Source organism: Streptomyces sp. NPDC047043, from assembly GCF_040644055.1.
Classification (GTDB): Bacteria; Actinomycetota; Actinomycetes; order Streptomycetales; family Streptomycetaceae; genus Streptomyces.
Map to the genome: position 1 here is coordinate 144,660 of NZ_JBEYVO010000006.1, position 24,884 is coordinate 169,543.

Below are 24,884 nucleotides of genomic sequence, written 5' to 3' on the forward strand. Positions count from 1 at the left end.
TCCGCCCTGCTACCCCTGCTTGCGCAACCGTCGGTCCAGCGCCAGCGAGAGTTCCGCCTCCACCACGCTCCGGGCCAGTGGCCGCAGGCGTTGCAGGTCGTCCTCGCCGGTGTGGCGGAGGACCAGGTCGGCGAACATCTCCGCCAGGTCGTCGACGTGTTCCCGGACGCGCTTGCCGGCCGCCAGGACCTCGGCCAGGGGGATGCCCTCGCGGACCAGGGCCGAGGAGACGTCCAGGAGGCGGCGGCTGATGTGGACGATCTCGTCGCCGTCGGTGCCGAGGTAGCCGAGGTCCAGGGCGGCCGCGAGGTTCTCCGGGGTGACCTGGCCCTCGAAGCGGGCGGCGAGTTCCTCGGGGGTGAGGCGGACCGGCTCCTCCTCCGTCGGTGCGACGCCTAGGACGTCGGCGACGTCGCGGCCGTGGTCGAGGGCCTCGGCCAGTTCCGCGATGCCGTTCAGGGTGTGGCCGCGTTCCAGGAGCGCCGCGATCGTGCGCAGGCGGGCCAGGTGGTGGTCGTCGTACCAGGCGATACGGCCCTCGCGGCGCGGCGGCGGGATCAGCTTGCGTTCGCGGTAGAAGCGCAGGGTGCGGACCGTGATGCCGGCCCGCTCGGCCAGCTCCTCCATGCGGTACTCACGCTTCTCGGTCACGACCGCACCCTATGTTGTACCCAAGGTAACTTCCCTCCCCTGACCCCTACCCATCAGTACGGACCTGCTCTACCCTCCCATTGCGCCAGTGTTTACTGGCACGGTCGCGCAGGAAGGGCGTCGGCATGGCTGAACGGGAGCATGTGCGGGTGGCGGTGGTCGGGTCCGGGTTCGGCGGGCTCGGGGCCGCCGTGCGGCTGCGGCGCGAGGGCGTCACCGACTTCGTCGTACTCGAACGGGCCGACAGTGTGGGCGGCACCTGGCGTGACAACAGCTACCCGGGGTGCGCCTGTGACGTGCCCTCGCACCTTTACTCCTTCTCCTTCGCGCCCAATCCCGACTGGCCGCGCACCTTCTCCGGGCAGGAGCACATCCGCGCCTATCTGGAGCATGTGACGGACGTCTTCCGGCTGCGCCCGCACATCCGCTTCAACTCCGAAGTGAAGATGATGACCTGGGACGCCGAGAAGCTGCACTGGGACATCGAGACCAGCAGTGGCAGGCTCTCGGCCGACATCGTCGTGTCCGCCACCGGGCCGCTGTCCGATCCCAAGGTCCCCGATGTTCCCGGGCTCGACTCCTTTCCCGGCAAGGTGTTCCACTCCGCCCGCTGGGACCACGACTACGACCTGCGGGGCAAGCGCGTCGCGATGGTGGGGACGGGGGCCTCTGCCATTCAGATCGTGCCCGCCATCCAGCCGCAGGTCGGGCGGCTCACCCTCTTCCAGCGCACCCCGCCCTGGGTCATGCCCCGCGTCGACCGTGCCATCACCGGCGCCGAGCGGGCGCTGCACCGGGCGCTGCCCTTCACCACGCAGGCACGGCGCGGACTGCTGTGGGGGATCCGGGAGTTGCAGGTCCAGGCGTTCACCAAGCATCCCAACGAGCTCGGTTTCATCGAGAAGCTGGCCAAGCAGAACATGGCCCGGGCCATCAAGGACCCGGCCCTGCGCGCCAAGCTCACCCCCGACTACCGCATCGGCTGCAAGCGGATCCTGCTGAGCAGCGAGTACTACCCGGCGATCGCCCGGCCCAATGTGGACGTGGTCGCGAGTGGGCTGAGCGAGATCCGTGGATCCACCGTCGTCGCCGCCGACGGGAGCGAGGCCGAGGCCGACGCGATCGTCTTCGGCACGGGCTTCCATGTCACCGACATGCCGATCGCCGACCGGGTCGTGGGCGCGGACGGCAGGACGCTCGCCGAGTCCTGGAAGGGCGGCATGGAGGCGCTGCGCGGCGCGTCCGCGGCCGGGTTCCCCAACTGGATGACGATCATCGGGCCCAACACGGGGCTCGGTAACTCGTCGATGATCCTGATGATCGAGTCGCAGCTCAACTACATGGCCGATTTCGTACGGCAGTTGGACGTCCTCGGTGGCCGCGCCGCCCTCGACGCCCGCCCGAGTGCCGTCGCCGCCTGGAACACGCGCGTGCAGGAGCGCATGAAGCGGACGGTGTGGAACACCGGCGGCTGCACCAGCTGGTACCTCGACGCGAGCGGTCGCAACACCACCATCTGGCCGGGTACGACGTCCGAGTTCCGGCGGGCGACGCGGCGGGTGGATCTCGCGGAGTACGAACTCCTTCGTGCCCCGGTCAAGTCCCGTACGGAGGTGGACGCGTGAGCCGTCTGATGCATGTCGAGACCGGGCCCTACGCCCCGCCCGTCCCCGTCCGCGAGCTCGTCGCCGTCTCCGCCGACGGCGCCCGGCTGCACGTGGAGGTGCACGGGCCGGAGAGCGCCCCCGCCGTGGTCCTCGCGCACGGCTGGACCTGCTCCACCGCCTTCTGGGCCGCGCAGATCCGGGACCTCGCCGTCGACCACCGCGTCATCGCCTACGACCAGCGCGGCCACGGACGCAGTCCGGCGAGCCCGGCGTGCAGTACGGAGGCGCTCGCCGACGACCTGGAAGCCGTACTGGAAGCGACCCTCGCGACCGGTGAGAAGGCCGTGGTCGTCGGGCACTCCATGGGCGGCATGACGGTGATGGCGGCTGCCGCGAGGCCCGGCTTCCAGGAGCACGCGGCGGCCGTACTGCTGTGCAGCACGGGGTCTTCGCGGCTGGTCGCGGAGTCGACCGTCGTACCCCTGCGACCCGGGCGGTTCAGGACCTGGCTGACCCAGCAGATCCTCGGGTCACGGGCGCCGCTCGGGCCGGTCACGCCGATGGCGCGGCGGATCCTCAAGTACGGGACCATGGGTCCGGGTTCGGCGCCGCACATGGTGGAGGCGTGCGCGCGGATCGTGCACGCGTGTCCGCGCAAGGTGCGGTACGCCTGGTCGCAGGTGCTCGACCTGCTCGATCTCGACCACGGCGTACGGGAGTTGAAGGTGCCGACGGCCGTCGTCGCCGGTACGGCGGACCGGCTCACGCCGCCCGTGCACGCGCGGGCGCTGATCGCCGCGCTGCCGAACTGCGTGGGCAGCACCGAGTTGCCGGGCGTGGGCCACATGAGCCCGGTGGAGGCGCCGGAGCTGGTCAGCGGCCGGATCCGGGAGCTCGTGACGACGTACGCAACGATCAAGGAGGGCGCATGAGCAAGGTCAGCCTCGAAGGACAGGTCGCCGTCGTCACGGGCGCCGCGCGCGGCGTGGGCGAGCTGCTCGCGCGGAAGCTGTCGGCGCGCGGGGCGAAGGTGGCGCTGGTCGGGCTGGAGCCGGACGCCCTCAAGCAGGTCTCCGAGCGGCTGCACAGCGACAGCGATCACTGGTACGCCGACGTGACCGATCACGAGGCAATGGCCCGGGTCGCCGCCGAGGTCAAGGAGCGGTTCGGGAAGGTCGACATCGTGGTCGCGAACGCGGGAGTCGCGACCGGTGGGCCTTTTGTGGACTCCGACCCCGAGGCGTGGCGGCGGGTGATCGAGGTCAACCTGATCGGGTCGGCCGTAACTGCCCGTGCTTTCCTGCCTGTTCTGATGGAGAGCCGCGGCTATCTGCTGCAGATCGCGTCGCTCGCCGCCATCACTCCGGCGCCGATGATGACCGCGTACTGCGCGTCCAAGTCCGGTGTGGAGGCGTACGCGCACAGTCTGCGGGCCGAGGTCGGGTACAAGGGCGTACGGGTCGGGGTCGGGTATCTGTCGTGGACCGACACGGACATGGTGCGCGGGGCCGACCAGGACGAGGTCATGCGGGAGCTGAGGCAGCGGCTGCCGTGGCCGTCCAACAAGACGTATCCGCTGGGGCCGGCGGTGGACCGGATCGTGGCCGGGATCGAGCGGCGGTCGAGCCATGTGTACGGGCAGTGGTGGCTGCGCGGGATGCAGGGCGTGCGCGGGTATCTGCCGGGGCTCATCGGGACGGTGGGGCAGCGGGAGATGCGGCGGTTCGGGGACCGGCTGGAGGGCATCAGGTCGGGGCTCGTCGGTGCAGGTGGGGCGGCGGACGAGGCGGCTCGCGCTACGCACCGTAACTGATCGAAATGCGCGCCTTGTTCCGGCATGTGAATCTGGTCGAGGCCCGATCAAGGGCCTTTCCCCCACCCACTACGGGAGTGAACCCACATGGGTATGAAGGACAAGTTCCAGGACCAGTCGGAGCAGTGGCAGCAGCAGGCCAAGCAGAAGGCCCAGCAGGCCCGGGAGCAGGGCCAGCAGCGCAGCCGCCAGGGCGGCCAGCCGCAGGGTCAGGGCCAGGGTCGGCCCCAGCACCCGGGTCAGGGCCAGGGGCAGGGCCGTGACCGCATGCGCGACGAGGAGACGGAGCGGCTCCAGCGCGAGGAGCAGGACCGTTTCGACCAGGACTATGACGCCTGACGCCGACGTCCTGCACTGACCGGGAAGGGTGCCCCTGACGAGGGGCACCCTTTCTCATGTACGGGGCGGCAGCTTCGGCCTCGAGTGGTTCGGGACGTTCGAGTAATCCGGCGGTGTCGCCGGAGGGTTGGTCTCCAGCAGGTCCACCGCCAGCTGTACGGCGTCGTCCAGTTGGGCGTGGCGGCCCTCCGCCCAGTCCAGCGGGGTGCGGAGGATCTCCAGGTCCGGGGTCACGCCGCGGTTCTCGACGCCCCAGCCGTACGCGTCGAACCATGCCGCGTTCATCGGGACCGTGATCACCGTGCCGTCGCCGAGGCGGTGGCGGCCGGTCATGCCGACGACTCCGCCCCAGGTGCGCTGGCCGATCACCGGGCCCAGTTTGAGGAGCTTGAAGGCCGCCGTGATCATGTCGCCGTCGGAGGACGTCGCCTCGTCCGCCAGTGCAACCACCGGGCCTCGCGGGGCGTTCGAGGCGTACGACACCGGCTGGGCGTTGCGGGTGAGGTCCCAGCCCAGGATCGTGCGGGTCAGCTTCTCGACGACCAACTCGCTGATGTGGCCGCCGGCGTTGCCGCGTACGTCCACGATCAGTGCGGGCCTCGACACCTCCATCCGCAGGTCCCTGTTGAACTGGGCCCAGCCCGAGCCGCCCATGTCCGGGATGTGCAGATAGCCGCAGCGGCCACCGCTCAACTCCCGTACCACGGCTCGGCGTTTGGCCACCCAGTCCTGGTAGCGGAGGGGGCGTTCGTCGATCAGGGGGACGACCGCCACGCGGCGCGCGTGGCCCGCCTCGCCCTCCGCCGGGGTGAAGGTCAGTTCCACGGTTGTGCCGCCTGCGCCCGCCAACAAGGGATACGGGCCCGTCAGCGGGTCCACCGGGCGGCCGTCCACGTGGGTCAGGACTGCGCCTTCGCGGATGCCCGTACCCGCCAGCGGTGAGCGCGCCTTCGAGTCCGACGACTCGCCGGGCAGGATCCGCTTGACCACCCAACCCTCTTCCCTGCGTACGAAGTTGGCGCCCAGCAGACCCTGCCGGCGCTGGTAGTGCGGCGGGCCCTCGTTGCGGCGGGCGGCGGTGACGTAGGCGTGCGAGGTGCCCAGTTCGCCTAGCACCTCGCGCAGGAGGTCCGCGAACTCGTCGGGGGACGCGACCCGTTCGACCAGCGGGCGGTACTGGTCGAGCACCGCGTCCCAGTCGACGCCGCACATCCCCGGGTCCCAGAAGTAGGCCCGGATCAGCCGGCCGGCCTCCTCGTACGACTGGCGCCACTCGGCTGCCGGGTCGACCTCGTGCAGGATGCGGCGCAGGTCGATCCAGACGGTCGTGTCGCTGTCTCCGGACTCGGACGAGGGGACCGCGCGCAGCTCGTCCTCGTCCACCACGACCAGCCGGCTGCCGTCGCCGCTGACCGCGAACCAGTCCAGGTGTCCGACGAGTTCGGACTTCTTCGCCTTGCTGATGTTGAAGTACTCCAGGGTCGGGCGGCCGGTCATGTCGTCCGGGTTGGCGAACGTCTCGCCCAGCGCCCCCGAGATCGGCCAGCGCAGCCAGACCAGTCCGCCGCCCGCGACCGGGTACAGCGCCGAGTACTTGGAGGCGGTGACCGGGAAGGGGGTGACCCGGTTCTCCAGTCCTTCGATCTCGACGGTCACCGCCCCGTCGCCCTCTTCCTCCTCCACGGGGTCGAGGCCCCCGGCGGCCGGCCGGCCCTCCGGGTTCAGCGCGAAGGGGGAGGGGGTCGCGGAGGACAGCGGCACCAGATAGGGGCGGCAGCCCAACGGGAAGGACAGGTCGCCGGTGTGGACGTCGTAGACCGGGTCGAAGCCCCGCCAGGAAAGGAAGGCGAGGTAGCGGCCGTCGCGGGTGAACACCGGGTTCTCGTCCTCGAAGCGGCCGTTGGTCACGTCGACGATCAGGCGGTCCTTTATGCGGGCCATCTTGATCTGGCGCAGAGTCCGGCCGATCCCCGGGTGGGACCACGTCAGCCATGCGCCGTCCGGTGAGAACGCCAGGTCCCGAACCGGCCCGTTGACCGACTGGATCAGCTCGGTGACCTCCTCGTTGGAACCCTCGGTCCCCGCGGCGGTAGCCGCATCATCGGACACAGTGAGGAGCAGCAGCCGTCCGTCGTGCGAGGCGATGGCGAGGCGCTCGCCCTGCGGGTCGGCGACCAGCTCCAGCACCCGCCCCAGTGCTCCCGAGGCGAGCCGGCGCGGCTCTCGGTCCCCCGTCGCCCGCGGCAGATAGGCGATCTCGATCGCGTCCTCGCCCTCCGCGTCCGTGACGTAGGCGACCTGGCCGACCGAGCCGAGCATCTCCGGGAGCCGGACCCGTACGCCCGGAGTGTCGATGATCGTGCGGGCGGGCCCGTCCCGATGGGTCAGCCAGTACAGGCTGCCGCGTACGACGACCGCGCTCGCGCGACCCGTCTCGTCGACCGAGATGCCGTCCACGTGCTGGGCCGCCGGGACCTGGTACGTACGGCGGCCCGCGCGCGGCCCGCTCAGCCGTACGTCCAGGCGGCGCGGCTCGGAGTCGGCGGCCAGGTCGTCGACGATCCACAGGTCCCCGGCGCACTGGTACACCACCCGCGTGCCGTCGCTCGACGCGTGGCGGGCGTAGAAGGCGTCGTGGTCGGTGTGCCGGCGCAGGTCGGAGCCGTCGTAGGCGCAGGAGTAGAGGTTGCCGATGCCCTCGTGGTCGGAGAGGAAGGCGATCCGGCCGCCGACGAACATGGGGGAGTGGAGGTGGCCCTCGAGGTCGGCGAGGAGCCGTTCGCCGTGCAGCCAGAGACGGCCCGTCGCCCCGCCCCGATACCGCTTCCAGGTGGCCGGTTCGTGCGGCGGGGTGCCGGTGAGCAGGAGGGTCCTGCGCTCGCCGTCGATCTCCGCGACCTGGATGTCGGAGACCGGGCCCCAGGGGAGCTTGCGCCCGGGGTCGCCGTCGGTGGAGACCTTGTAGGCCCAGGTGAAATAGGAGAAGGGCTCGCCGTGGGAGGCGACGGCGAGGATGGTTCCCTGGGGCGTCCAGCCGCACACCTGGGTGTCGGCCGACCCCCAGTGGGTGAGCTGTCTGCCCGGGCCGCCGTCCACCGGCACCACATGGATCTCGGGGACCAGACTCCGCCAGCTCGTGTACGCGATCGTGCGGCCGTCCGGCGAGAAACGGGGGTGGCCCACTTTCGTACGGTCGACGGTCAGGCGCCAGGCGCGGCCCGGGTCGTCGAGAGGGGCCAGCCACAGGTCGTCCTCGGCCACGAAGCACAACAGATCGCCGCTCAGGTGCGGCAGGCGCAGATAGCTCACCTCCCCATGCTTTTCCGGGGAATGGGGCCCAGCAACTTATGTGCCGTTCACCTTCGTGAGCCAGCACACGTACGAAACGGTTTCGTTTCGCTCGCCTTCAGGGTATCTTCATGAAGGTACGGAGAAGGCGCGCGGATCGGCGCATCCCGAGCGGGAAGGTGAGTGGCATGACTGAGGTCGCAACGGCGCGTCGCAGTCGGATCACGCCCGAGCGTGAGGCCGAGTTGTACGAGGCCGTGCTCGACCTGCTCCGGGAGGTCGGTTACGACGCCCTCACCATGGACGCCGTGGCGGCCCGCACCAAGTCCAGCAAGGCGACGCTCTACCGCCAGTGGGGCGGCAAGGCCGAGCTGGTCGCGAAGGCGGTGCGGCACAACAAGCCGGGACCCTCGTTCGACGAGATCGACACCGGCTCGCTCCAGGGCGACCTGCATGCCCTCACTCTGCGGTCGGACGACTGCGAGATGGAGGCGAACTCCGCGCTGATGCGCGGTCTGGCCATGGCGATCCACGGCAACCCGGACCTCCTCAAGGCGTTCCGGGAGCATCTGATCGAACCGGAGATGGCGGAGTTCCGCCGTGTGCTGCAGCGGGCGATCGACCGCGGTGAGGTCCGTGCGGACAACCCCGCGATCGACTACATGATCCACATGATGATCGGCGGGTTCGCGGCCCGCAGCATCATCGACGAGCAGCCGCCGAACCAGGCCTTCCTTCTCTCGTACATCGACGCGGTGGTCCTCCCCGCCCTCCGCGCCTGACACATCCCCACCCCCTCCCCAGCACCTGACGTCACCGCTCAAGTCGTCGGGACGGTCACCCCTGCCTTCCCCGCCGGGTGATCACCCCTGCCCTGCACCATCACACGACCTGACCGGGAGTACGCCTCCGTGGCCACGTTCCTCTACCGGCTCGGCCGGTTCGCCTTCAGGCGACGCCATTTCGTCGCCCTGTTCTGGGTGGCGCTGCTGACCCTCGCGGGAGCCGGTGCGGCCTCCGCGCCCGCTGCCGGATCCACCTCTTTCTCGATCCCCGGCACGGAAGCGCAGAAAGCTTTCGACCTGCTGGAACAGCGCTTCCCCGGCATGAGCGCCGACGGCGCGACCGGCCGTGTCGTCTTCAAGGCGCCGGCCGGCGAGAAGATGACCGACGCCGACAACAAGGGCACCGTCGAGAAGACGGTGAAGGAGCTGGCCGACGGCTCCGAGGTCACCTCTGTCGCCGACCCCTACAAGGCGAACGCCGTCAGCAAGGACGGCACGGTCGCCTATGTGTCCGTGAAGTACGACGTCTCCGGCATGGAGCTCAAGGACGCCTCCCGGGACGCCCTCGAGGACGCCGCGAAGGACGCGCGGAACGCGGGGCTGACCGTCGAGATCGGCGGCGACGCGCTGCAGGCCGGGGCCGAGCCCGGGGCGGCCGGCGAGGTCGTCGGTCTCGCCATCGCCGCCGTCGTCCTGGTCATCACCCTGGGCTCACTGGTCGCGGCCGGACTGCCGCTGCTGACGGCGATCATCGGGGTCGGCATCGGCGTCTCCACCATCACCGCGCTGGCCAAGACGCTCGACCTCGGCGACACGACGTCCACGCTGGCGCTGATGATCGGCCTGGCGGTCGGCATCGACTACGCGCTGTTCATCGTCTCCCGGTACCGCAGCGAGCTGGCCGAGGGCCGTTCCCGTGAGGAGGCGGTCGGCCGGGCCGCTGGTACGGCAGGTTCGGCGGTGGTCTTCGCGGGCCTGACGGTCGTGATCGCACTGGCGGGCCTCGCGGTCGTCAATGTGCCGATGCTGACGAGGATGGGCCTCGCGGCGGCGGGCACGGTCGTGGTGGCCGTCCTCATCGCGCTGACCATGATCCCGGCGCTGCTCGGGTACGCGGGCAAGAAGGTCAAACCGGCGGGCGAGAAGCGCCGGAAGGCCAAGGAGGGCTCCGTCGGGAAGCCCGGCCTGGGCGAGCGCTGGGCGAGCTTCGTCGTCCGCCGCCCGGCAGCGGTACTGCTGCTCGGCGTGGTCGGCCTGGGCACGGTCGCCGTACCGGCCACCCAACTGGAGCTGGGCCTGCCCGACGACGGTTCGCAGCCCACGTCCACGACCCAGCGCAGGGCGTACGACCTGTTGTCGGAGGGCTTCGGCCCCGGCTTCAACGGCCCCCTGATGATCGTGGTCGACGCCAAGGACAGCGCCGACCCGAAGGCGGCGGCCACCGCGGTGTCCGACGACATCAAGGGCCTCAAGGACGTCGTGACGGTGACTCCGGCGGTCTTCAACAAGGCCGGCGACACCGCGACGATCACCGTGATCCCGGCGTCCAAGCCGTCCTCGACGCAGACCGAGGACCTGGTGCACGCGATCCGCGACAAGGGCGCGGACGTCAAGGCCGACACGGACGCCAAGGTCCTGGTCACCGGCACCACCGCGATGAACATCGACTTCTCGCAGAAGCTGAATGACGCGCTGATCCCGTACCTGGGCCTGGTGGTGGGCCTTGCGTTCCTGTTGTTGATCGCGGTCTTCCGATCGATCCTGGTCCCGCTGAAGGCTGCCCTCGGCTTCCTGCTCAGCGTGCTCGCCGCGCTCGGTGCCGTGGTCGCGGTCTTCCAGTGGGGCTGGCTCGGCGGACTGCTGGGCGTGGAGCAGACCGGCCCGATCATGTCGATGATGCCGATCTTCATGGTGGGTGTGGTCTTCGGTCTCGCGATGGACTACGAGGTGTTCCTCGTGACCCGTATGCGGGAGGCGTACGTCCACGGGGAGACGCCCGGCCAGGCCATCGTGACCGGCTTCCGGCACAGCGCCCGGGTCGTGGGCGCGGCCGCGGTCATCATGATCGCCGTCTTCGGAGGGTTCATCTCCTCCAGCGAGTCGATGATCAAGATGATCGGCTTCGGGCTCGCGATCGCGGTGTTCTTCGACGCGTTCGTCGTCCGGATGGCGATCGTGCCGGCGGTCCTTGCCCTGCTCGGCAAGAAGGCCTGGTGGCTGCCGAAGTGGCTGGACCGCGCGCTGCCGAACGTGGACGTCGAGGGCGAGGGCCTGAAGAACCTGGACGACGACACGAAGGGTACGGACGCGGACGAGGACCGGGAGCTGGTGCGGGCCTGAGGCCTCGCGGCTCCGGATTGGGGGCGGCCTTCCGAACTGCATGGTGTAGCGCGCTACACCATCGGTTCGGGAGGCCGCTCTCTCGTTGCTCGGGGGCGCCGGACGGGATCGTTGAGGACGGGTCGAAGAGACCCCGAATCCCCGAATCCCACTCCCGGAAGGGCCCTGCCATGTCTGCCGTCGCCGCCGTCAGGAAGTTCGTCACCGACCTCGTCCTGTGGACCTGCTTCGCCGGCGGCCTCGCCGCCAGTGCGGGCGCGGGTGCCGTCATCGAGGACAGCACCCAGAAGAACATCGCCACCGCCGTCGGAACGGTCGTCGCGCTGCTCGCGGGCTCGCGGATCGCGAAGAAGCCGAAGATCAAGGCGTTCCTGGGCCGCCCGGGCACGCTGTGGTTCCTGTTCCTCTTCAACGGCGCCACGGCCGTCGCCATGTACCTCACGATGGACGGTGTGAAGGGCGTCCTCGCCGCCGCGATGATGGGCGTGGTGTCGCTGGGAGCGGCGGGCGGTCTGGTGGCGGGGCGGCGGAAGCGGGCGGCGGCGCAGCAGGTCAGCTGGGCGGAGTGAACACGCTTCGCTCGCGCAGGTCGGCGAGGACATGCGCAAGGCTCGGTACCCGAACAAGGTGCGGGAGTCGGCCGAGACGGAGGCGCGGGCGGACGAGCTGCTGCTGTACAGCAATCACAACGTCCACGGATTGCTGCAGACGCCGGAGTACACACGGTCGTTGCTGGAGGTGCGCCGCCCGGCCTATTCGCAGGACGAGTTGGAGCAGATGGTGGCGGCACGCGTGGCCCGGCATTCGGTCTTCGACCGCGCCCCCGCACCTGACCTCAGCTTTGTCCAGGAGCAGGTGACGCTCGAACGACCCATCGGCGGGACAATGGTGCTGCGCCGACGGCCTGAACACCTGCTGGAGCTTTGCCAGTTGCCCAACGTCGAGGTCCAGGTCATGCCGGCCCTCCACAGGGGCCACCCCGGTATGAGCGGCTTGATCGAACTGCTGAAGTTCGAGGACGGCACCGGCGTGGGGCGCTCCGACGGAGAGCAGCTACAGCAGCAGTGAAGGCGACGACTGCGTCGAGGTCGCCACCGCCCCCGCCACCATCCACATCCGCGACTCCAAGACGGCCGCCGTCACCCCGACCTCACCGTCACGCCCGCCACCTGGAATTCGTTCGTGATGTTTGTATCCGGCAGCTAACCTGCCGGGCATGACGCCTTCCGACTCAGGAGCCAACCCCCGCTTCGTCGAGGCCCTTCGTGAGCTGGGCCTCGACGAAGTGCACGACCGCATCCGCCGTTTCCCGGACGCGACCCGGACCGCCGTCGAGGCCGCCGCTGCGATCGGGTGCGAGCTGAGTCAGATCTGCAAGTCGCTGATCTTCGCGGCGGACGGCGTGCCGGTGCTGGTGCTCATGGACGGGGCGTCCCGCGTGGACGTCGAGCGGGTCCGGCAGGAGCTCGGCGCCGAGAAGGTGACGCGGGCCAAGGCGGACGTCGTACGGGAGACGACCGGGTACGCCATCGGCGGCGTACCGCCCTTCGGCCACCGTACGAAGACCCGGGTGCTCGCCGATCGTTCGCTGCTCGAGCACGACGTGGTGTGGGCCGCGGCCGGGAACCCGCACACCGTGTTCCCCATGGAGCCCAAGGACCTGATCGCCCACGCCGGTGCCGCCCTCGTGGACGTGCGCGAGCACACCTCGTGACGCCGCTGGTCGCCGCAGCCGTCCTGGTCGCCGCGGTCACGCACGCCAGCTGGAACGCGATCGCCCATCAGATCACCGACAAACTGGTCGGCTTCACCCTGATCGCCGGCGGCGGCATGCTCATCGGGCTGGCCATGGTGCCGTTCGTGCCGTTCCCGGCGGCCGGAGCATGGCCGTATCTCATCGGCTCCGCCCTCATCCACGTCGCCTACTACGTACTGCTCATGCGGTCCTTCCGGCTCGGCGACTTCGGCCAGGCGTACCCGATCGCGCGCGGCACCGCGCCTCTGGTGGTCACCGTCCTCGCCGCCCTCTTCGCCCACGAGGTCCCGGACGGCTGGGCCGCGGCGGGCATCGCGGTGTCCTGCGCGGGCCTGACCGGCGTCGCGCTGTGGGGGCTGCGCGGCAGCCGCCCGAACTGGGCAGCGATCGGTGCGGCACTCGCCACCGGGCTGACGATCGCCGGGTACACGGTCGTCGACGGGCTCGGCGTACGCGCCTCCGGCTCCTCCCTCGGCTACATCGCCTGGCTGATGGCGGTGGAGGGCGTGGCGATCCCGGCGTACGCGGCCTACCGGTGGCGTGGCCAACTGGTGTGCACGCTACGGCCGTTCGCGGCTCTGGGGCTGCTGGGCGCCGCGCTGTCCGTGCTGGCGTACGGGCTCGTCCTGTGGGCCCAGACCAAGGCCGAGCTCGCGCCCATCGCCGCCCTGCGCGAGTCGTCGATCATCGTGGGCGCGGCGATAGGCGCCGTCTTCTTCAAGGAACGGTTCGGAGCACCGAGGATCGCCGCGGCGGGGCTGCTGGTGCTCGGCATCGGGCTGATGCTGCACGCCGGGTAGGCGTCACGGCCGTACCGCCACCGCGTCCACCTCGAACAGCATCCCCGGCAGCGCGAGCGAGGCGACGCCGCTGAGCGTCTGCGCCGGCAGGCGGTCCCCGAAGCGGGAGTGCAGCGCCTTGCCCAGGACCTCCAGCTTGGCGAGGTCGTGGTCCACGACGAACGTGCCCAGCCGTACGACGTGCTCGTAGCCGAGGCCCACCCCCGCAAGCGCCTGCCGCAGCCGCTCGAAGGCCAGGTCCACCTGCGCGGCGAAGTCGCCCGGCACGGGCGCGCCCGTGGCGTCGGAGGCGTACTGGCCGCCGATGAAGACGAGTTGGCCGGGCGCCGAGACGGCGTGGCTGTAGCCGAACGGCGTCGGGTCGTGGAGGGCGGTCGGGTTGGTGATGGTGCGCTGGTCGGGCGTCATGAACCCTCGAACGTCCCGGCCCGCCCCGTCCATTCCGCCGTCCGTTCCACCGGCGACCGTGCGGTCCAGTGGTGCGTTCGCGTCCTTCGAGGAGCACCCTGGAAGCAGGTGTTCCGGAGGTGATCGTCATGACGAAGACCGTCGTGGGATGGCACGTCGAGATGGAGTTCCAGGAGGACGACACGCACACGCGGGCGGTCGCGATGCTGCGCCTGTCCGACGGGACCGAGGTACGGGCCCACGGGCACGCCAGCCGCCACCACACCGACTCCAATCAGCCGAGGGTGGGCGAGGAGATCGCCGGCGCACGGGCGCTGAACGAACTCGCCATGCAGCTGCTCACCAAGGCGCACGGCGAGATCGACTCGGCGTCCGGCCGGACCTCGCACCCGATCAACGTATGAGCGTCACCTGACGGCTGTGCGTACGGCCCGCACCAGCGCCTGCGCCCGCGGATCCGCCGTCACGCTCTTCCTGAAACCGTTGGTCACATAGCCGAAGGCGATGCCGGAGTCGGGGTCGGCGAAGCCGAGGGCGCCACCGCGGCCCGGGTGGCCGAAGGAGGTGGGGGACAGGAGCGGGGAGGCCGCTCCGTGCAGCATGTAGCCGAGGCCGAACCGCGTGTTCACCACCAGCACGCGGTCCGGGCCCGCGCTGCGCTCGGCGCGGGCCAGCTCCATCGTCTCCGGCATGAACAGGCGTGTCCCGCCCTCCACTTCACCGATCAGCGACGCGTAGAAGCGGGCGAGTCCGTCCGCCGTGGCGATGCCGTTGGAGGCGGGCAGGGCGGCGGCGCGGTACGCGGGGTCGTTCTCGTCGGGCAGCGGCGTGATCGCCGCGAAGGCGCGGCGGGTGAGGGAGGCGGGGTCGGCATAGGCCTCGGAGACGGCACGCTTGGGGCGGGTGCGCAGGCCGTGGGGATCCACCGGGGGGTCGTCGAGCCGGCCGACCCGGCCGACGCGCGCCTGCTCCGCGTACGGCACCCCGAGCCGGAAGTCCGCCCCGACCGGACCCGCGATCTCGTCGGCGATCCACTCACCGATACCGCGCCCGGTGATGCGCCGCACCAGCTCGCCGGTCAGCCAGCTGTACGTCTGCGCGTGGTACCCGTGGTCAGTGCCCGGCTCCCACACCGGCGCCTGCGCCGCGACCGCCGCGGCACCGAGGTCGGGGTCCGCGGCCTCGGCGGGCGTGAGGGGGCGGTCCAGCACGGGCACGCCGGTGCGGTGCGCGAGTAGCTGCCACACCCGCGTCCGCTCCTTGCCGGCCGCCTTGAACTCCGGCCAGTAGTCCCCGACCGGCGCGTCCAGATCCAGCTCCCCCCGCTGGTTCAGCAGCAGGAGTACGGCGGTGGCGACGCCCTTGGTCGCCGAGCGCACGATCTGCGCGGTGCCGCGCTGCCAGGGCTCGGTGCCGTCGACGTCCTTCGCACCGCCCCACAGGTCCACGACCTTGTGCCCGTCCCGGTAGACGGCGACGGCCGCGCCCCGGTCCCCGAGCACCTCGAAGTTCCGCACGAACGCTTCCCTGACCGGCTCGAAGCCGTCGGCGACTGCGCCGTTCACGTCCACGGCCGTGCCCCTCCTGCCTGTGTGTACTCCCTACTCACCCAAGCAGAATCGTCACGTCGATGTTCCCGCGGGTCGCGTTCGAGTACGGGCAGACCTCGTGGGCGGCGTCCACCAGCTTCGCCGCGATGTCGGCGTCGAGGACGGGGAGGGAGACGCTGAGGGCGACCGCGAGGCCGTAGCCGCGCTGCTTGTTGGGGCCGATGCCGACCTTCGCGGAGACCGTGGAGCCGGTGAGGTCGAAGCCGGCCCGGCGGCCCACCAGCACCAGGGCGTTGTGGAAGCAGGAGCTGTAGCCCGCCGCGAACAGCTGCTCGGGGTTGGTGCCGTTGCCGTCGCCGCCGAGCTCCGGCGGCATCGCGACCTTCAGCTGGATCTGCCCGTCCTGACTGGTGACGTAGCCGTCCCGGCCGCCGTGAGCGGTCGCCTCGGCGACGTACATGATCTTCGACGGTCGGGTGTCGACGGCGGTGTCGTCACTCATGGCGCTCATGGCTGGCCCCCCAAAACGAATGCGCACAAGTACATCGTGCACAAGGTACTGGCCGGTAGGTCGGCTGCTGTTACCAGGGGGTAGCGACCGCGGGTAACCCGAGATCAGCGGCTACGGTCGGCCGCGGCCTCCGCCTTTCGCGTCAGCTGCCACAACTCCTCGCGCAACCGGGCCACCTCCGCCTCCGCGAGTTCCGTCGCCGCAAGCAGCGAGGCCGGTACGCACTGAGCGCGTTCCCGCAGCTTCTCCCCGCGCCCGGTGACCGCGACGAGCACCGAACGCTCGTCCCGCGCCGACCGCTCCCGCCGCACCAGTCCGGCCGCCTCCAGCCGTTTCAGCAGCGGGGAGACGGTGCCGTAGTCGAGCCGGAGGGCGGCTGCCAGCTCCTTGACCGTGGTCTCGCCGCGCTCCCAGAGGACCAGCAGGACGAGGTACTGGGGGTAGGTGAGGCCCAGCTCGTCGAGAAGCGGGCGGTATGCGGCCGTCACCGCGCGTTGGGCGGCGTACAGCGCGAAGCACAGCTGCTGGTCCAGCAGCAGCGAGGCACTGTCGTCCGCGGGCTTCTCGTTCGTCACGCGCCCATTGTCACGGAACGCGGATCGAAGCCGAACGGCAGCTCCAGGCGGTGGGCGCGCATCAGCGCGTCGTCGGAGAGGAGTTCGCCCGTCTTGCCGTCCGCCGCGATCACGCCCTCGCTGAGGATCAGCGAGCGCGGGCACAGCTCGAGGGCGTACGGCAGGTCGTGCGTGACCATGAGGACGGTGACGTCCAACGAGCGCAGGATGTCGGCCAGTTCGCGGCGGGAGGCCGGGTCGAGGTTGGAGGACGGCTCGTCCAGGACGAGGATCTCCGGTTCCATGGCGAGGACGGTCGCGACGGCGACCCGGCGGCGCTGGCCGAAGGAGAGGTGGTGCGGGGGGCGGTCCTTGAAGTCGGACATGCCCACCCGGGCCAGGGCCCGGTCGACCCGCTCCTCCAGCTCCGGCCCCTTCAGCCCGGCCGCCGCAGGGCCGAACGCCACGTCCTCCCGGACCGTCGGCATGAACAGCTGGTCGTCCGGGTCCTGGAAGACGATGCCGACCCGGCGCCGGATCTCCGCCATGTGCCGCTTGCCGACGGGCAGTCCGGCGACCGTCACCGTGCCCGCGCCGCCGGTCAGGATGCCGTTGAGGTGCAGGACGAGGGTCGTCTTGCCGGCGCCGTTCGGGCCGAGCAGCGCGACCCGTTCACCGCGCCCGATCGTGAAGTCCACGCCGAACAGGGCCTGGTGGCCGTCGGGGTACGCGAAGGCCAGACCGGCCACTTCCAGTGAAGGTGTCACAGGGTCCATCCCAGCAGGCAGACGACGAGGGCGGCGACGGGCAGCGCGAGGGCGTACGACCACTGCGCCCGGGACGCGGTCACCTCGTCGATCACCGGCATCGAACCGGCGTAACCACGGCTGACCATGGCCAGATGCACGCGCTCCCCGCGTTCGTAGGAGCGGATGAAGAGGGCGCCCGCGGACTTGGCCAGCACGCCCCAGTGCCTGACGCCGCGCGCCTCGAACCCCCGCGACTCCCGAGCGATCCGCATGCGCCGCATCTCGTCCGTGATGACATCGCCGTAGCGGATCATGAAGGACGCGATCTGGACGAGCAGCGGCGGGAGCTTCAACCGCTGCAGGCCGAGGAGGAGTTCGCGCAGCTCGGTCGTGGAGGCCAGCAGCACGGACGCGGCGACGCCCAGCGTGCCCTTCGCGAGGACGTTCCACGCGCCCCACAGGCCGTTCACGCTCAGCGACAGCCCCAGAACGTCCACCCGCTCGCCCTCCGCCACGAACGGCATCAGCACCGCGAACGCCACGAACGGCACCTCGATCAGCAGCCGCTTCAGCAGGAAACCGGCGGGCACGCGCGCGACGTACGCGACGACGCCCAACAGCACGGCGTACAGGCAAAACGCCCACATCGCCTCCCGCGGCGTCGACACCACGACCACCACGAAGCCGAACGCGGCGGCGAGCTTGGTGTGCGGCGGCAGGGAGTGCACGGGCGAGTGCCCGTGCCGGTACAGCCTGTGCGCGTGCCCGGCCCCCATGTCAGACCGCGCTCGTGCTCGCCGGCGACACGTCGGCCGTACGACGCCTGCGCACCGCCCAGAACACCGTGCTGCCCGCGACGACGGTCACGCCGACGCCGATCACGCCCGCCAGCCCCCCGGACAGGCGGGCGTTCTCGACATCCTTGACCCCGTAGTCGGCGAGCGGGGAGTCGGCCGAGGCGTGCTTCTCCACATTGCGGTCGATGCCCTTGTCGCGGGCGACCTTCTCCAGACCGTCGGGGTTGGAGGAGGCGTAGAAGCTGACGAACCCGGCGAGGACGACGGAGGTCGCGAGGCCGGTGATCCACAGGGCGCGGCGGGAGGTGCGCGCCGCGACGGGCGCGGGCGCCGGCGGCACGTCGACGAGCTCGCCGTTCACCCGCAGCTTGAGCTTCTGCTCCAGGCCCCGCGCGCCGTACACGAGATCCGGGCGTACGGCGACGACCGCGCCGACCGTCAGCGCCGTGATCGCGGCCTCGCCGATGCCGATCAGGACGTGCACACCGATCATCGCGGTGGCGACCTTGCCGATGGCGATGTCGGTGGTGCCGCCGACGGCGTAGAGGAAGGTGAAGGCGACTGCGGCGGCCGGGACCGAGACGAGCGCGGCCACGAAGGAGGCGACCGTCACGGAGCGCCGCTTGCGCGGGAGCACCTTCACCAGGCCGCGGAAGACCGCGTACCCGACGACCGTCGTGACGATCGCCATGTCGGTGATGTTCACGCCGAGCGCGGTCAGCCCGCCGTCCGCGAACAGGATGCCCTGCATGAGCAGGACCACGGAGACGCAGAGGACCCCCGTACAAGGGCCGACAAGGATCGCCGCCAGCGCCCCGCCCAGCAGATGTCCGCTGGTCCCCGCCGCGACGGGGAAGTTCAGCATCTGCACGGCGAAGATGAACGCCGCCACCAGGCCGGCCAACGGCGCGGTGCGTTCGTCCAGCTCACGGCGGGCGCCGCGCAGGCTCACGGCGATGGCGCCCGCGGCGACGACTCCGGTCACGGCGGAGGCGGGAGCGTTGATGAATCCGTCAGGCACATGCACCGTTCGATGATAGAGGCTTCTTGCGAACTATTTGCAAGAGCCAGACCCTCGTGAATCGCGCGCGGCTCGTCGCGCGGGTCCGGTCGTCGCGCGATGTGAGTTGTCCTACGCCAAGGGGCGTGATCCGGAAAATATGGGACATTGGAGAGGGGTGGACGCACAGCTTCCACACAGATGACGCAGCGTGAGAGGTCCGTCACGATGTATGCAGTCGAACAGTACGCACGAGCCCACATCGTCACGGACGCGGACATCCCGGAGGACGAGGCCATCCCCGTCGTGCTGCGCTACGACCCCGAGGCCGACCCGCGCTCGGTGCGGGTCGGACTTCCCGGCACGCACCACGGGATGCACGAGTGGACGTTCTCCCGCTCGCTCCTGGAGCAGGGGTTGCGCGCTCCGGCCGGCTCCGGCGAGGTCCGCGTCTGGCCGTGCGGGCGGGTGCAGGCCGTCGTCGAGTTCCACTCGGCCCAGGGCGTCTCGGTGGTGCAGTTCGAGACCAAGGCCCTGCTGCGGTTCCTGCGCCGCACCTACATGGCCACGGCGCCGGTCAGCCGCTGATCAGCCCATCTTCAGCAGTGCCGCCACGATCGGGCCGGCGGTGTCGCCGCCGTGGCCGCCCGCCTGGACGACGCCCGCGGCCGCCAGGTCGCCGCGGTAGGCGGTGAACCAGCCGTTCGGCTTCTTCTGGCCGTCGACCTCCGCCGAGCCCGTCTTGGCGCCGACGTCGCCGTAGACCCCGGACATCGCCTTGGACGCCGTGCCGTAGCCCGCCGTGTACCGCATGACCTCCTTCAGCCAGCCCTGCGTCTGCGCCGACATGGTGCGCGAGGCCTTCGCCAGCGTGCGGTGGTCCACGTCGGGGGAGACCAGGTACGGCTGGCGGAACACGCCCGACTCGACGGTCGCCGACACCGAGGCCATGTTCAGCGGGTTCATGCGCACCCCGCCCTGCCCGATCAGCGAGGCGCCCATCTGCGCGCCGCTCTGCACCGGGATCGCGCCGTCGAAGGTTGGGACGCCGATGGCCCAGTTGTTCAGGCCGAGGCCGTAGACCTGCTGGGCCTCCTTCGTCAGATCGCTGTTGGACAGCTTCGGCGCGAAGTTGATGAAGGCGTTGTTGCAGGAGGCCCCGAAGGCCAGCTTGAACGTGCCCTGCTTGATCTCGGAGTCGTCGTCGTTGTGGAACGTCCAGCCCGCGAGCTTGTACGTCTTGGGGCAGGGGTGCGACTCGTCCGGTTTGACCAGCCCCTTCTCGAACAGCATCGTCGACGTCACGACCTTCATCGTGGAGCCGGGGGCCAGGGAGCCCTGGAACGCCACGTTGAAGCTGCGGCTGTTGTTCGCCACGGCCAGGATCTCGCCGGTCGACGGACGGATCACGACGACCGAGGACCGGGCCTTCGCGGCGACCTGCCGCTCGGCCGCGGCCTGGAACGTCGGGCTCAGCGTCGTCTTGACCTTGCCCGGCGTGCCCTTGCTCATGGTCAGCAGCGTCTTGTCGGACAGCTTCGCCTTCTGCGAGTCCTTGCCCCGCACCACCTGGAGCTCGATGCCCGCCTTGCCGCCGGCGGTCTTGCCGTACTTCTCGCGCAGGCCGTCGAGGACCGGGCCCAGCGAGGCGTACTTCGCGGTGGTCAGCTCGCCGCCGTCACGGTCGTACGCCTTGACCGGCGGAGTGCCGGACTCGCCGGTGACCAGGGTGTCGCCGTCCTTGAGGTCGGGGTGGACGACCGAGGAGTGCCAGTCGACCTGCGGCTTGCCGGTCTCCTTGTTCCGTACGACCGTCAGCGAACTCTCGTACGCCAGCGGCTTGCTGGTGCCCTTGTAGGAGACGGTGCCCTTGACGGAGAAGGGGACCTTGTCGCCGGTGCGGGTGCCGGCGGTGAGCGTGACGTCCTTGATGTGGGCGTCCTTGGTGTAGCCGGTGAGCAGGGCGGTGGCCGCCGTCGAGTCGCTCGTGACGGCGGCCGCCTGCGTCACCTTGCCCGTCTGCCAGGACGTGAGGAACGTCGTGGACGCCGACCGGACCTCTTTCGCGGACAGCGGTCCGGTCTTGACCTTGGGCTTGTGGTCACCGGACGAGGACGTCGTCGACGTCCGGTCGTCGGCGGCCGAGCCGCCGGTCAGTGCGTAGACGCCGAAGCCTGCGCCGACGACCACCACGGCGATCATCCCGCCGACCACGGCGGGCTTGGTCTTCCGTCGCTCGGCGACGCGCCTTCTGTTGCCCACAGTTCCCGTTCCTTCGCGGTATCCCCAGGGTCCCCGTCGCCCTCATCCATCCCAACCAACGACGGCAACAGCCTAGAGTCCCGTCCTGTACGGGTGACTTCAGCCTCCTGTTCGTAGCACAGCTGCGACAATCGGGCCGGCCGCGTCGATGCCGTGGCCGCCGTCCTGGGTCATGGCCGCCGCCGCGATGTCGTTGCGGTAACCGGTGAACCAGCTGTTGGACTTGGACTGCCCGTCGACCTCGGCGGAACCGGTCTTCGCGCCGATGCTGCCGCCGAGGCCGCTCATCACACCGGCCGCGGTGCCGCTGGTCGCGGTGCGGTTCATCATCGCGCGCAGCTGGGCGACCGTACTTGCGGACAGACCCTCGGCGGTGGCGAGTTCGCGGTCGTCGAGCTTGGGCGAGACGATGATCGGCTGCCGGAAGCGGCCGGTCATCGCGGTCGCCGTGACCGACGCCATGTTCAGGGGGCTCATCTGCACCTGGCCCTGACCGATCAGGTTCGCCGCCGTGTCCGGGCCGCCGGAGGCCGGGACCGAGCCGTCGAAGGACGGGATGCCGGTCTTCCAGTTGTCCCGTCCGAGCCCGAAGTGGTCCTCGGCCTCCTTGGTGAGGGAGTCGACCTTCACCTCGTCCGCGTACTTCACGAAGGCCGTGTTGCAGGAGCGGGCGAAGCTGTCGGAGAGCGTGGCCTTCTCGTTGGGGGCCATGCCCTTGAGGTTGTGGAAGGTCTGGCTCTGCCACACCGCCTCGTTCGGGCAGGGCGCCGGGCCGTTCATGCTCGTGATCTTGTTGTCGATGAGCGTGGCCGAGCTGAGGATCTTCATCGTGGAGCCGGGCGCCAGCTTGCCCAGGAACGCCGCGTTGAAGGCGTCCTCGCGGTGGTTGGCGACCGCCAGCACCTCACCGGTGCTCGGCTTCACGGCCACCACGGACGACTCGGCGTACTTCTTCACCGCGGTCTCGGCCGCCGCCTGCGCGCTCGCGCTGAGCGTGGTGCGCAGCTTGCCGGCCTTGCCCTCGGCGAGCGTCAGCAGCGAGGTGTCGGCCGCGCCCTCGGCCTGGTGCCGGATCGACAGCTCGATGCCGGGGATGCCGCCCGCGGTGTCGCCGTACTTGGCCCGCAGCTCATCCAGGATCGGCCCGAGCGAGGGGTACTTCGCCTTGGTCAGCACGACCCCGTTCCGGTCCACGGCCTCGATCGGCGGATCCACCGCCTCGCCGGTGACGAGCGTGTCGCCCTTCTGCAGCTGCGGATGGACGACGGACGGCTGCCAGTCGACCAGCGCCCGCCCGGTCGTCTTCCCGCGCACGACCGTCAGCTTGCTCTCGTAGGCGAGGGGCTCGGACTTCCCCTCGTACGACACCGTTGCCTTCACGGTGAACGGAATCGTCGCGCCGCTCGCCGCACCCGGCGTGATCTTCACGCCCTTGATGTGCGCGTCCTCGCCGTAGGCCGTGAGCAGCGGTTCGGCCGCCGCGTTGTTGTTCGTGTACGTCGCCGCGGTCGCCGCCTGCCCCTTCTCCCAGGCCGCGAAGAACTTGGCCGACGCCTCCTTGATCTCGTCCTTGCTCGGCGGCCCGGTCTTCACGGACGCCGATCCGCCGGCCCCCGAACCCCCGCCGTCGTCGCCCAGTGCGGACACGATGTTGTACGCGCCGTATCCGGCGCCGCCCACCATCACGGCGAAAACACTGCCGATGACGGTGGCCTTGACCCCCTTGCCCATCCTGCGAACCCCTCCCGTGAGCCTTCCACGCGTCTTCTGAACGCGTTCAGAAAAGCCGTTCGTGCTTCGCACTGTATGCGGGATGAGGGCTCTCTGTGACGGGAGTTTCCGTTTGTTGTCCGAAGAGAGACGGGCACTCCGCGCCGGGTGAGGGCGAAAGCGGGCCCAGCTAGACCCAGGTGTCCAGCCACATTCGTGAGCGCCAGTCGTCGATCGGGATGGCCGTGCCGGTGTACAGCGGCCAGAAGTAGATGAAGTTCCAGGCGATCAGCAGGACCAGGACGCCTGCGCCCGTTGCGCCCGCGACGCGCCGGGTGTCGGTCGAGCCCGGGGGGCCGATGATCGCGCCGAGCATCATCGCCACGGCCAGGCAGAGGTACGGCACGAAGACGACGGCGTAGAAGAAGAAGATCGTGCGTTCCTGGTACATGAACCAGGGGAGGTAGCCGGCCGCGATGGCGCAGGCGATGGCGCCCGCGCGCCAGTCGCGGCGGAACAGCCAGCGCCACAGGACGTAGAGGATCGCGAAGCCGGCCGCCCACCACAGCAGCGGGGTGCCGATGGCGAGGACCTCGCGGGCGCACTTCTGGCCCGCGTCGGCGGGGCAGCCGTCCGCGCCGGGCGAGGGGGACTCGTAGAAGAACGAGACCGGGCGGCCGTCGACGATCCAGCTCCAGGGGTTGGACATGTACGTGTGCGGCGAGTGCAGGCCGACGTGGAACTTGTAGACCTCGTGCTCGTAGTGCCACAGGCTGCGCCACCAGTCGGGGAACAGCCAGGTCCAGCTGCCGCCCTTGCCGTCGGTGGCGGCCCAGTTGCGGAAGTAGCCGCCGGAGCCGTTGGTGGGGGAGAGGATCCAGCCGGTCCAGGAGGCGAGGTAGGTGATGATCGCGACCGGGACCGTGGCCAGGAACGTGATGCCCGTGTCGCGCTTGAGGACCGCCGCGTACGGGTTGTGCGCGCCCGCGACCTTGCGCGAGCCGATGTCCCAGAGCAGCGCCATCACGCAGAACGCGGCCAGGATGTACAGGCCGTTCCACTTGGTGCCGATCGCGAGGCCGAGCATCAGGCCCGCCAGCCAGCGCCAGGGGCGCCATCCGAAGCGGGTCGTCTCCGCCGCGTGCACGTCCGGGCGGACCCGGCCGTCCGAGCCGACGGGCAGGGCGGCAGCGAGTTTCTCGCGGGTCCTGTCCCGGTCGATCAGCAGGCAGCCGAACGCGGCCAGCACGAAGAACATCAGCACGCCGTCGAGCAGCGAGGTGCGGCTCATCACGAAGTGCAGGCCGTCCACCGTCATCAGCGCGCCCGCCAGACAGCCGAGGAAGGTGGAGCGGAAAAGGCGGCGCCCGATACGGCACAGCATCAGGACGGAGAGCGTGCCGAGCAGTGCCGTCATGAACCGCCAGCCGAACGGGTTGAACCCGAACATCAGCTCGCCGAGTCCGATGACGTACTTGCCGACCGGCGGATGCACGACGTACGCCGCGTCCGACGGGATCGTGACATGGCCGTGCGTCTGCAGGATCAGGTCGTTGGCGTTCTTGTCCCAGTTGACCTCGAAGCCGCGGTGGACGAGCGCCCAGGCGTCCTTGGCGTAGTACGTCTCGTCGAATATCACCGACCTCGGGCTGCCCAGGTTCCAGAACCGCATGACGCCCGCCACCAGCGTGACCAGCAGCGGACCGATCCAGCCCGACCAGCGTGTGATCCGCTCGGCGAGCACCGGCGGCACCCCGAGCACCTGCCACAACCGCGTGCTGGGCCGGACATACGGCGGCACCAGGCGCTCGCGGACGTCGCTTCTCGGCTCCGCCGTGTATCCGAAACGGCGCAGCCGCTGCTGCCACGACGGCCGCTGGTCCTGCGTGCTCTGGCCTTGCCGGGTGTCCGGGGAGGACGCGGTACTGGTCACCGCGCCATCGTAGGGAACCGTTCTGTGTGAG

The 24,884-nt window shown here is 70.2% G+C and carries 24 protein-coding genes and 1 pseudogene; 13 read left to right on the top strand and 12 right to left on the bottom strand.

Going from position 1 to position 24,884, the window contains the following annotated elements; translation table 11 throughout:
- Window positions 1–9: 9 nt before the first annotated feature.
- Window positions 10–651 carry a MerR family transcriptional regulator gene (locus ABZ880_RS11445; protein ID WP_361260209.1) on the bottom strand — a complete coding sequence of 214 codons (642 nt, stop codon included), beginning with the start codon at window positions 649–651 and terminating at the stop codon, window positions 10–12.
- Window positions 652–776: 125 nt separating this feature from the next.
- Here ABZ880_RS11445 and ABZ880_RS11450 point away from each other — a divergent pair, with 125 nt between their 5' ends.
- From ABZ880_RS11450 to ABZ880_RS11465, 4 genes are all read left to right on the top strand, one after another.
- A complete protein-coding gene (locus ABZ880_RS11450) occupies window positions 777–2,276 on the top strand; it encodes an NAD(P)/FAD-dependent oxidoreductase (protein WP_361260211.1) in 1,500 nt (499 codons plus the stop codon).
- Window positions 2,273–3,190, top strand: a complete 918-nt coding sequence (locus ABZ880_RS11455) for an alpha/beta hydrolase (protein ID WP_361260213.1) — start codon at window positions 2,273–2,275, stop codon at window positions 3,188–3,190. Before ABZ880_RS11450 ends, ABZ880_RS11455 begins: the two co-directional genes overlap by 4 nt.
- Window positions 3,187–4,071, top strand: a complete 885-nt coding sequence (locus ABZ880_RS11460; protein WP_361260215.1) for an SDR family oxidoreductase — start codon at window positions 3,187–3,189, stop codon at window positions 4,069–4,071. The genes ABZ880_RS11455 and ABZ880_RS11460 overlap by 4 nt, the downstream gene beginning before the upstream one ends.
- 87 nt (window positions 4,072–4,158) lie before the next feature.
- The gene (locus tag ABZ880_RS11465; RefSeq protein ID WP_361260217.1) at window positions 4,159–4,410 is read left to right on the top strand and encodes a hypothetical protein; all 252 of its coding nucleotides are present in this window, start codon (window positions 4,159–4,161) and stop codon (window positions 4,408–4,410) included.
- Between the two features lie 54 nt (window positions 4,411–4,464).
- Here the strand turns inward: ABZ880_RS11465 and ABZ880_RS11470 are convergent, their stop codons facing one another.
- On the bottom strand, window positions 4,465–7,719 hold the full coding sequence (locus ABZ880_RS11470) for a S41 family peptidase (RefSeq protein ID WP_361260219.1): 3,255 nt from the start codon (window positions 7,717–7,719) through the stop codon (window positions 4,465–4,467).
- A 167-nt stretch (window positions 7,720–7,886) separates the two neighbouring features.
- On the opposite strand from ABZ880_RS11470, the gene ABZ880_RS11475 reads away from it, so the two are divergent.
- From ABZ880_RS11475 to ABZ880_RS11505, 7 genes and pseudogenes are all read left to right on the top strand, one after another.
- On the top strand, window positions 7,887–8,480 hold the full coding sequence (locus ABZ880_RS11475; protein ID WP_361260221.1) for a TetR/AcrR family transcriptional regulator: 594 nt from the start codon (window positions 7,887–7,889) through the stop codon (window positions 8,478–8,480).
- A 129-nt stretch (window positions 8,481–8,609) separates the two neighbouring features.
- Window positions 8,610–10,823, top strand: a complete 2,214-nt coding sequence (locus ABZ880_RS11480; protein WP_361260223.1) for an MMPL family transporter — start codon at window positions 8,610–8,612, stop codon at window positions 10,821–10,823.
- Window positions 10,824–10,993: 170 nt separating this feature from the next.
- Window positions 10,994–11,392, top strand: coding sequence for a hypothetical protein (locus ABZ880_RS11485; RefSeq protein WP_361260225.1), 399 nt, complete (start codon window positions 10,994–10,996; stop codon window positions 11,390–11,392).
- A 31-nt stretch (window positions 11,393–11,423) separates the two neighbouring features.
- Window positions 11,424–11,891 (top strand): DUF5753 domain-containing protein, encoded by a 468-nt coding sequence (locus tag ABZ880_RS11490; protein ID WP_361260227.1) that lies wholly within the window; start codon window positions 11,424–11,426, stop codon window positions 11,889–11,891.
- Between the two features lie 19 nt (window positions 11,892–11,910).
- A pseudogene (locus tag ABZ880_RS11495) lies at window positions 11,911–12,009 on the top strand (hypothetical protein); the annotation flags it as partial.
- 30 nt (window positions 12,010–12,039) lie between these two features.
- Window positions 12,040–12,537 carry a YbaK/EbsC family protein gene (locus ABZ880_RS11500; protein WP_361260229.1) on the top strand — a complete coding sequence of 166 codons (498 nt, stop codon included), beginning with the start codon at window positions 12,040–12,042 and terminating at the stop codon, window positions 12,535–12,537.
- Window positions 12,534–13,379, top strand: a complete 846-nt coding sequence (locus tag ABZ880_RS11505) for a DMT family transporter (protein WP_361260231.1) — start codon at window positions 12,534–12,536, stop codon at window positions 13,377–13,379. Before ABZ880_RS11500 ends, ABZ880_RS11505 begins: the two co-directional genes overlap by 4 nt.
- A 3-nt stretch (window positions 13,380–13,382) precedes the next feature.
- On the opposite strand, the gene ABZ880_RS11510 is transcribed toward ABZ880_RS11505, so the two are convergent.
- Window positions 13,383–13,787: a Rid family hydrolase gene (locus tag ABZ880_RS11510; RefSeq protein ID WP_361260233.1), complete on the bottom strand. Its 405-nt coding sequence runs from the start codon at window positions 13,785–13,787 to the stop codon at window positions 13,383–13,385.
- 128 nt (window positions 13,788–13,915) lie between these two features.
- Here ABZ880_RS11510 and ABZ880_RS11515 point away from each other — a divergent pair, with 128 nt between their 5' ends.
- Window positions 13,916–14,191: a DUF1876 domain-containing protein gene (locus ABZ880_RS11515; RefSeq protein WP_361260235.1), complete on the top strand. Its 276-nt coding sequence runs from the start codon at window positions 13,916–13,918 to the stop codon at window positions 14,189–14,191.
- A gap of 3 nt (window positions 14,192–14,194) precedes the next feature.
- Here ABZ880_RS11515 and ABZ880_RS11520 read toward each other — a convergent pair whose 3' ends face one another.
- From ABZ880_RS11520 to ABZ880_RS11545, 6 genes are all read right to left on the bottom strand, one after another.
- Window positions 14,195–15,358, bottom strand: a complete 1,164-nt coding sequence (locus tag ABZ880_RS11520) for a serine hydrolase domain-containing protein (protein ID WP_361260237.1) — start codon at window positions 15,356–15,358, stop codon at window positions 14,195–14,197.
- A 34-nt stretch (window positions 15,359–15,392) separates the two neighbouring features.
- Entirely contained in the window at window positions 15,393–15,839 is a 447-nt protein-coding gene (locus ABZ880_RS11525) for an organic hydroperoxide resistance protein (RefSeq protein WP_361260534.1), read from the bottom strand.
- Window positions 15,840–15,952: 113 nt separating this feature from the next.
- Window positions 15,953–16,423 (bottom strand): MarR family transcriptional regulator, encoded by a 471-nt coding sequence (locus ABZ880_RS11530; RefSeq protein ID WP_361260239.1) that lies wholly within the window; start codon window positions 16,421–16,423, stop codon window positions 15,953–15,955.
- Window positions 16,420–17,178, bottom strand: coding sequence for an ABC transporter ATP-binding protein (locus tag ABZ880_RS11535; RefSeq protein WP_361260241.1), 759 nt, complete (start codon window positions 17,176–17,178; stop codon window positions 16,420–16,422). The genes ABZ880_RS11530 and ABZ880_RS11535 overlap by 4 nt, the downstream gene beginning before the upstream one ends.
- Complete coding sequence (gene cbiQ / locus ABZ880_RS11540) at window positions 17,166–17,927, bottom strand: cobalt ECF transporter T component CbiQ (RefSeq protein ID WP_361260243.1); 762 nt, start codon at window positions 17,925–17,927, stop codon at window positions 17,166–17,168. Before cbiQ ends, ABZ880_RS11535 begins: the two co-directional genes overlap by 13 nt.
- 1 nt (window position 17,928) lies before the next feature.
- Complete coding sequence (locus ABZ880_RS11545) at window positions 17,929–18,975, bottom strand: energy-coupling factor ABC transporter permease (protein WP_361260245.1); 1,047 nt, start codon at window positions 18,973–18,975, stop codon at window positions 17,929–17,931.
- Between the two features lie 201 nt (window positions 18,976–19,176).
- Between ABZ880_RS11545 and ABZ880_RS11550 the strand changes: the two genes are divergently transcribed.
- Window positions 19,177–19,536, top strand: a complete 360-nt coding sequence (locus ABZ880_RS11550) for an SsgA family sporulation/cell division regulator (RefSeq protein ID WP_361260247.1) — start codon at window positions 19,177–19,179, stop codon at window positions 19,534–19,536.
- Here ABZ880_RS11550 and ABZ880_RS11555 read toward each other — a convergent pair whose 3' ends face one another.
- The 3 genes from ABZ880_RS11555 to ABZ880_RS11565 form a co-directional block, all read right to left on the bottom strand.
- Entirely contained in the window at window positions 19,537–21,210 is a 1,674-nt protein-coding gene (locus tag ABZ880_RS11555) for a penicillin-binding transpeptidase domain-containing protein (RefSeq protein WP_361260249.1), read from the bottom strand.
- Window positions 21,211–21,309: 99 nt separating this feature from the next.
- The gene (locus tag ABZ880_RS11560; protein WP_361260251.1) at window positions 21,310–22,941 is read right to left on the bottom strand and encodes a penicillin-binding transpeptidase domain-containing protein; all 1,632 of its coding nucleotides are present in this window, start codon (window positions 22,939–22,941) and stop codon (window positions 21,310–21,312) included.
- A 169-nt stretch (window positions 22,942–23,110) separates the two neighbouring features.
- Window positions 23,111–24,853 (bottom strand): phospholipid carrier-dependent glycosyltransferase, encoded by a 1,743-nt coding sequence (locus ABZ880_RS11565; RefSeq protein WP_361260253.1) that lies wholly within the window; start codon window positions 24,851–24,853, stop codon window positions 23,111–23,113.
- Window positions 24,854–24,884 lie beyond the last annotated feature (31 nt).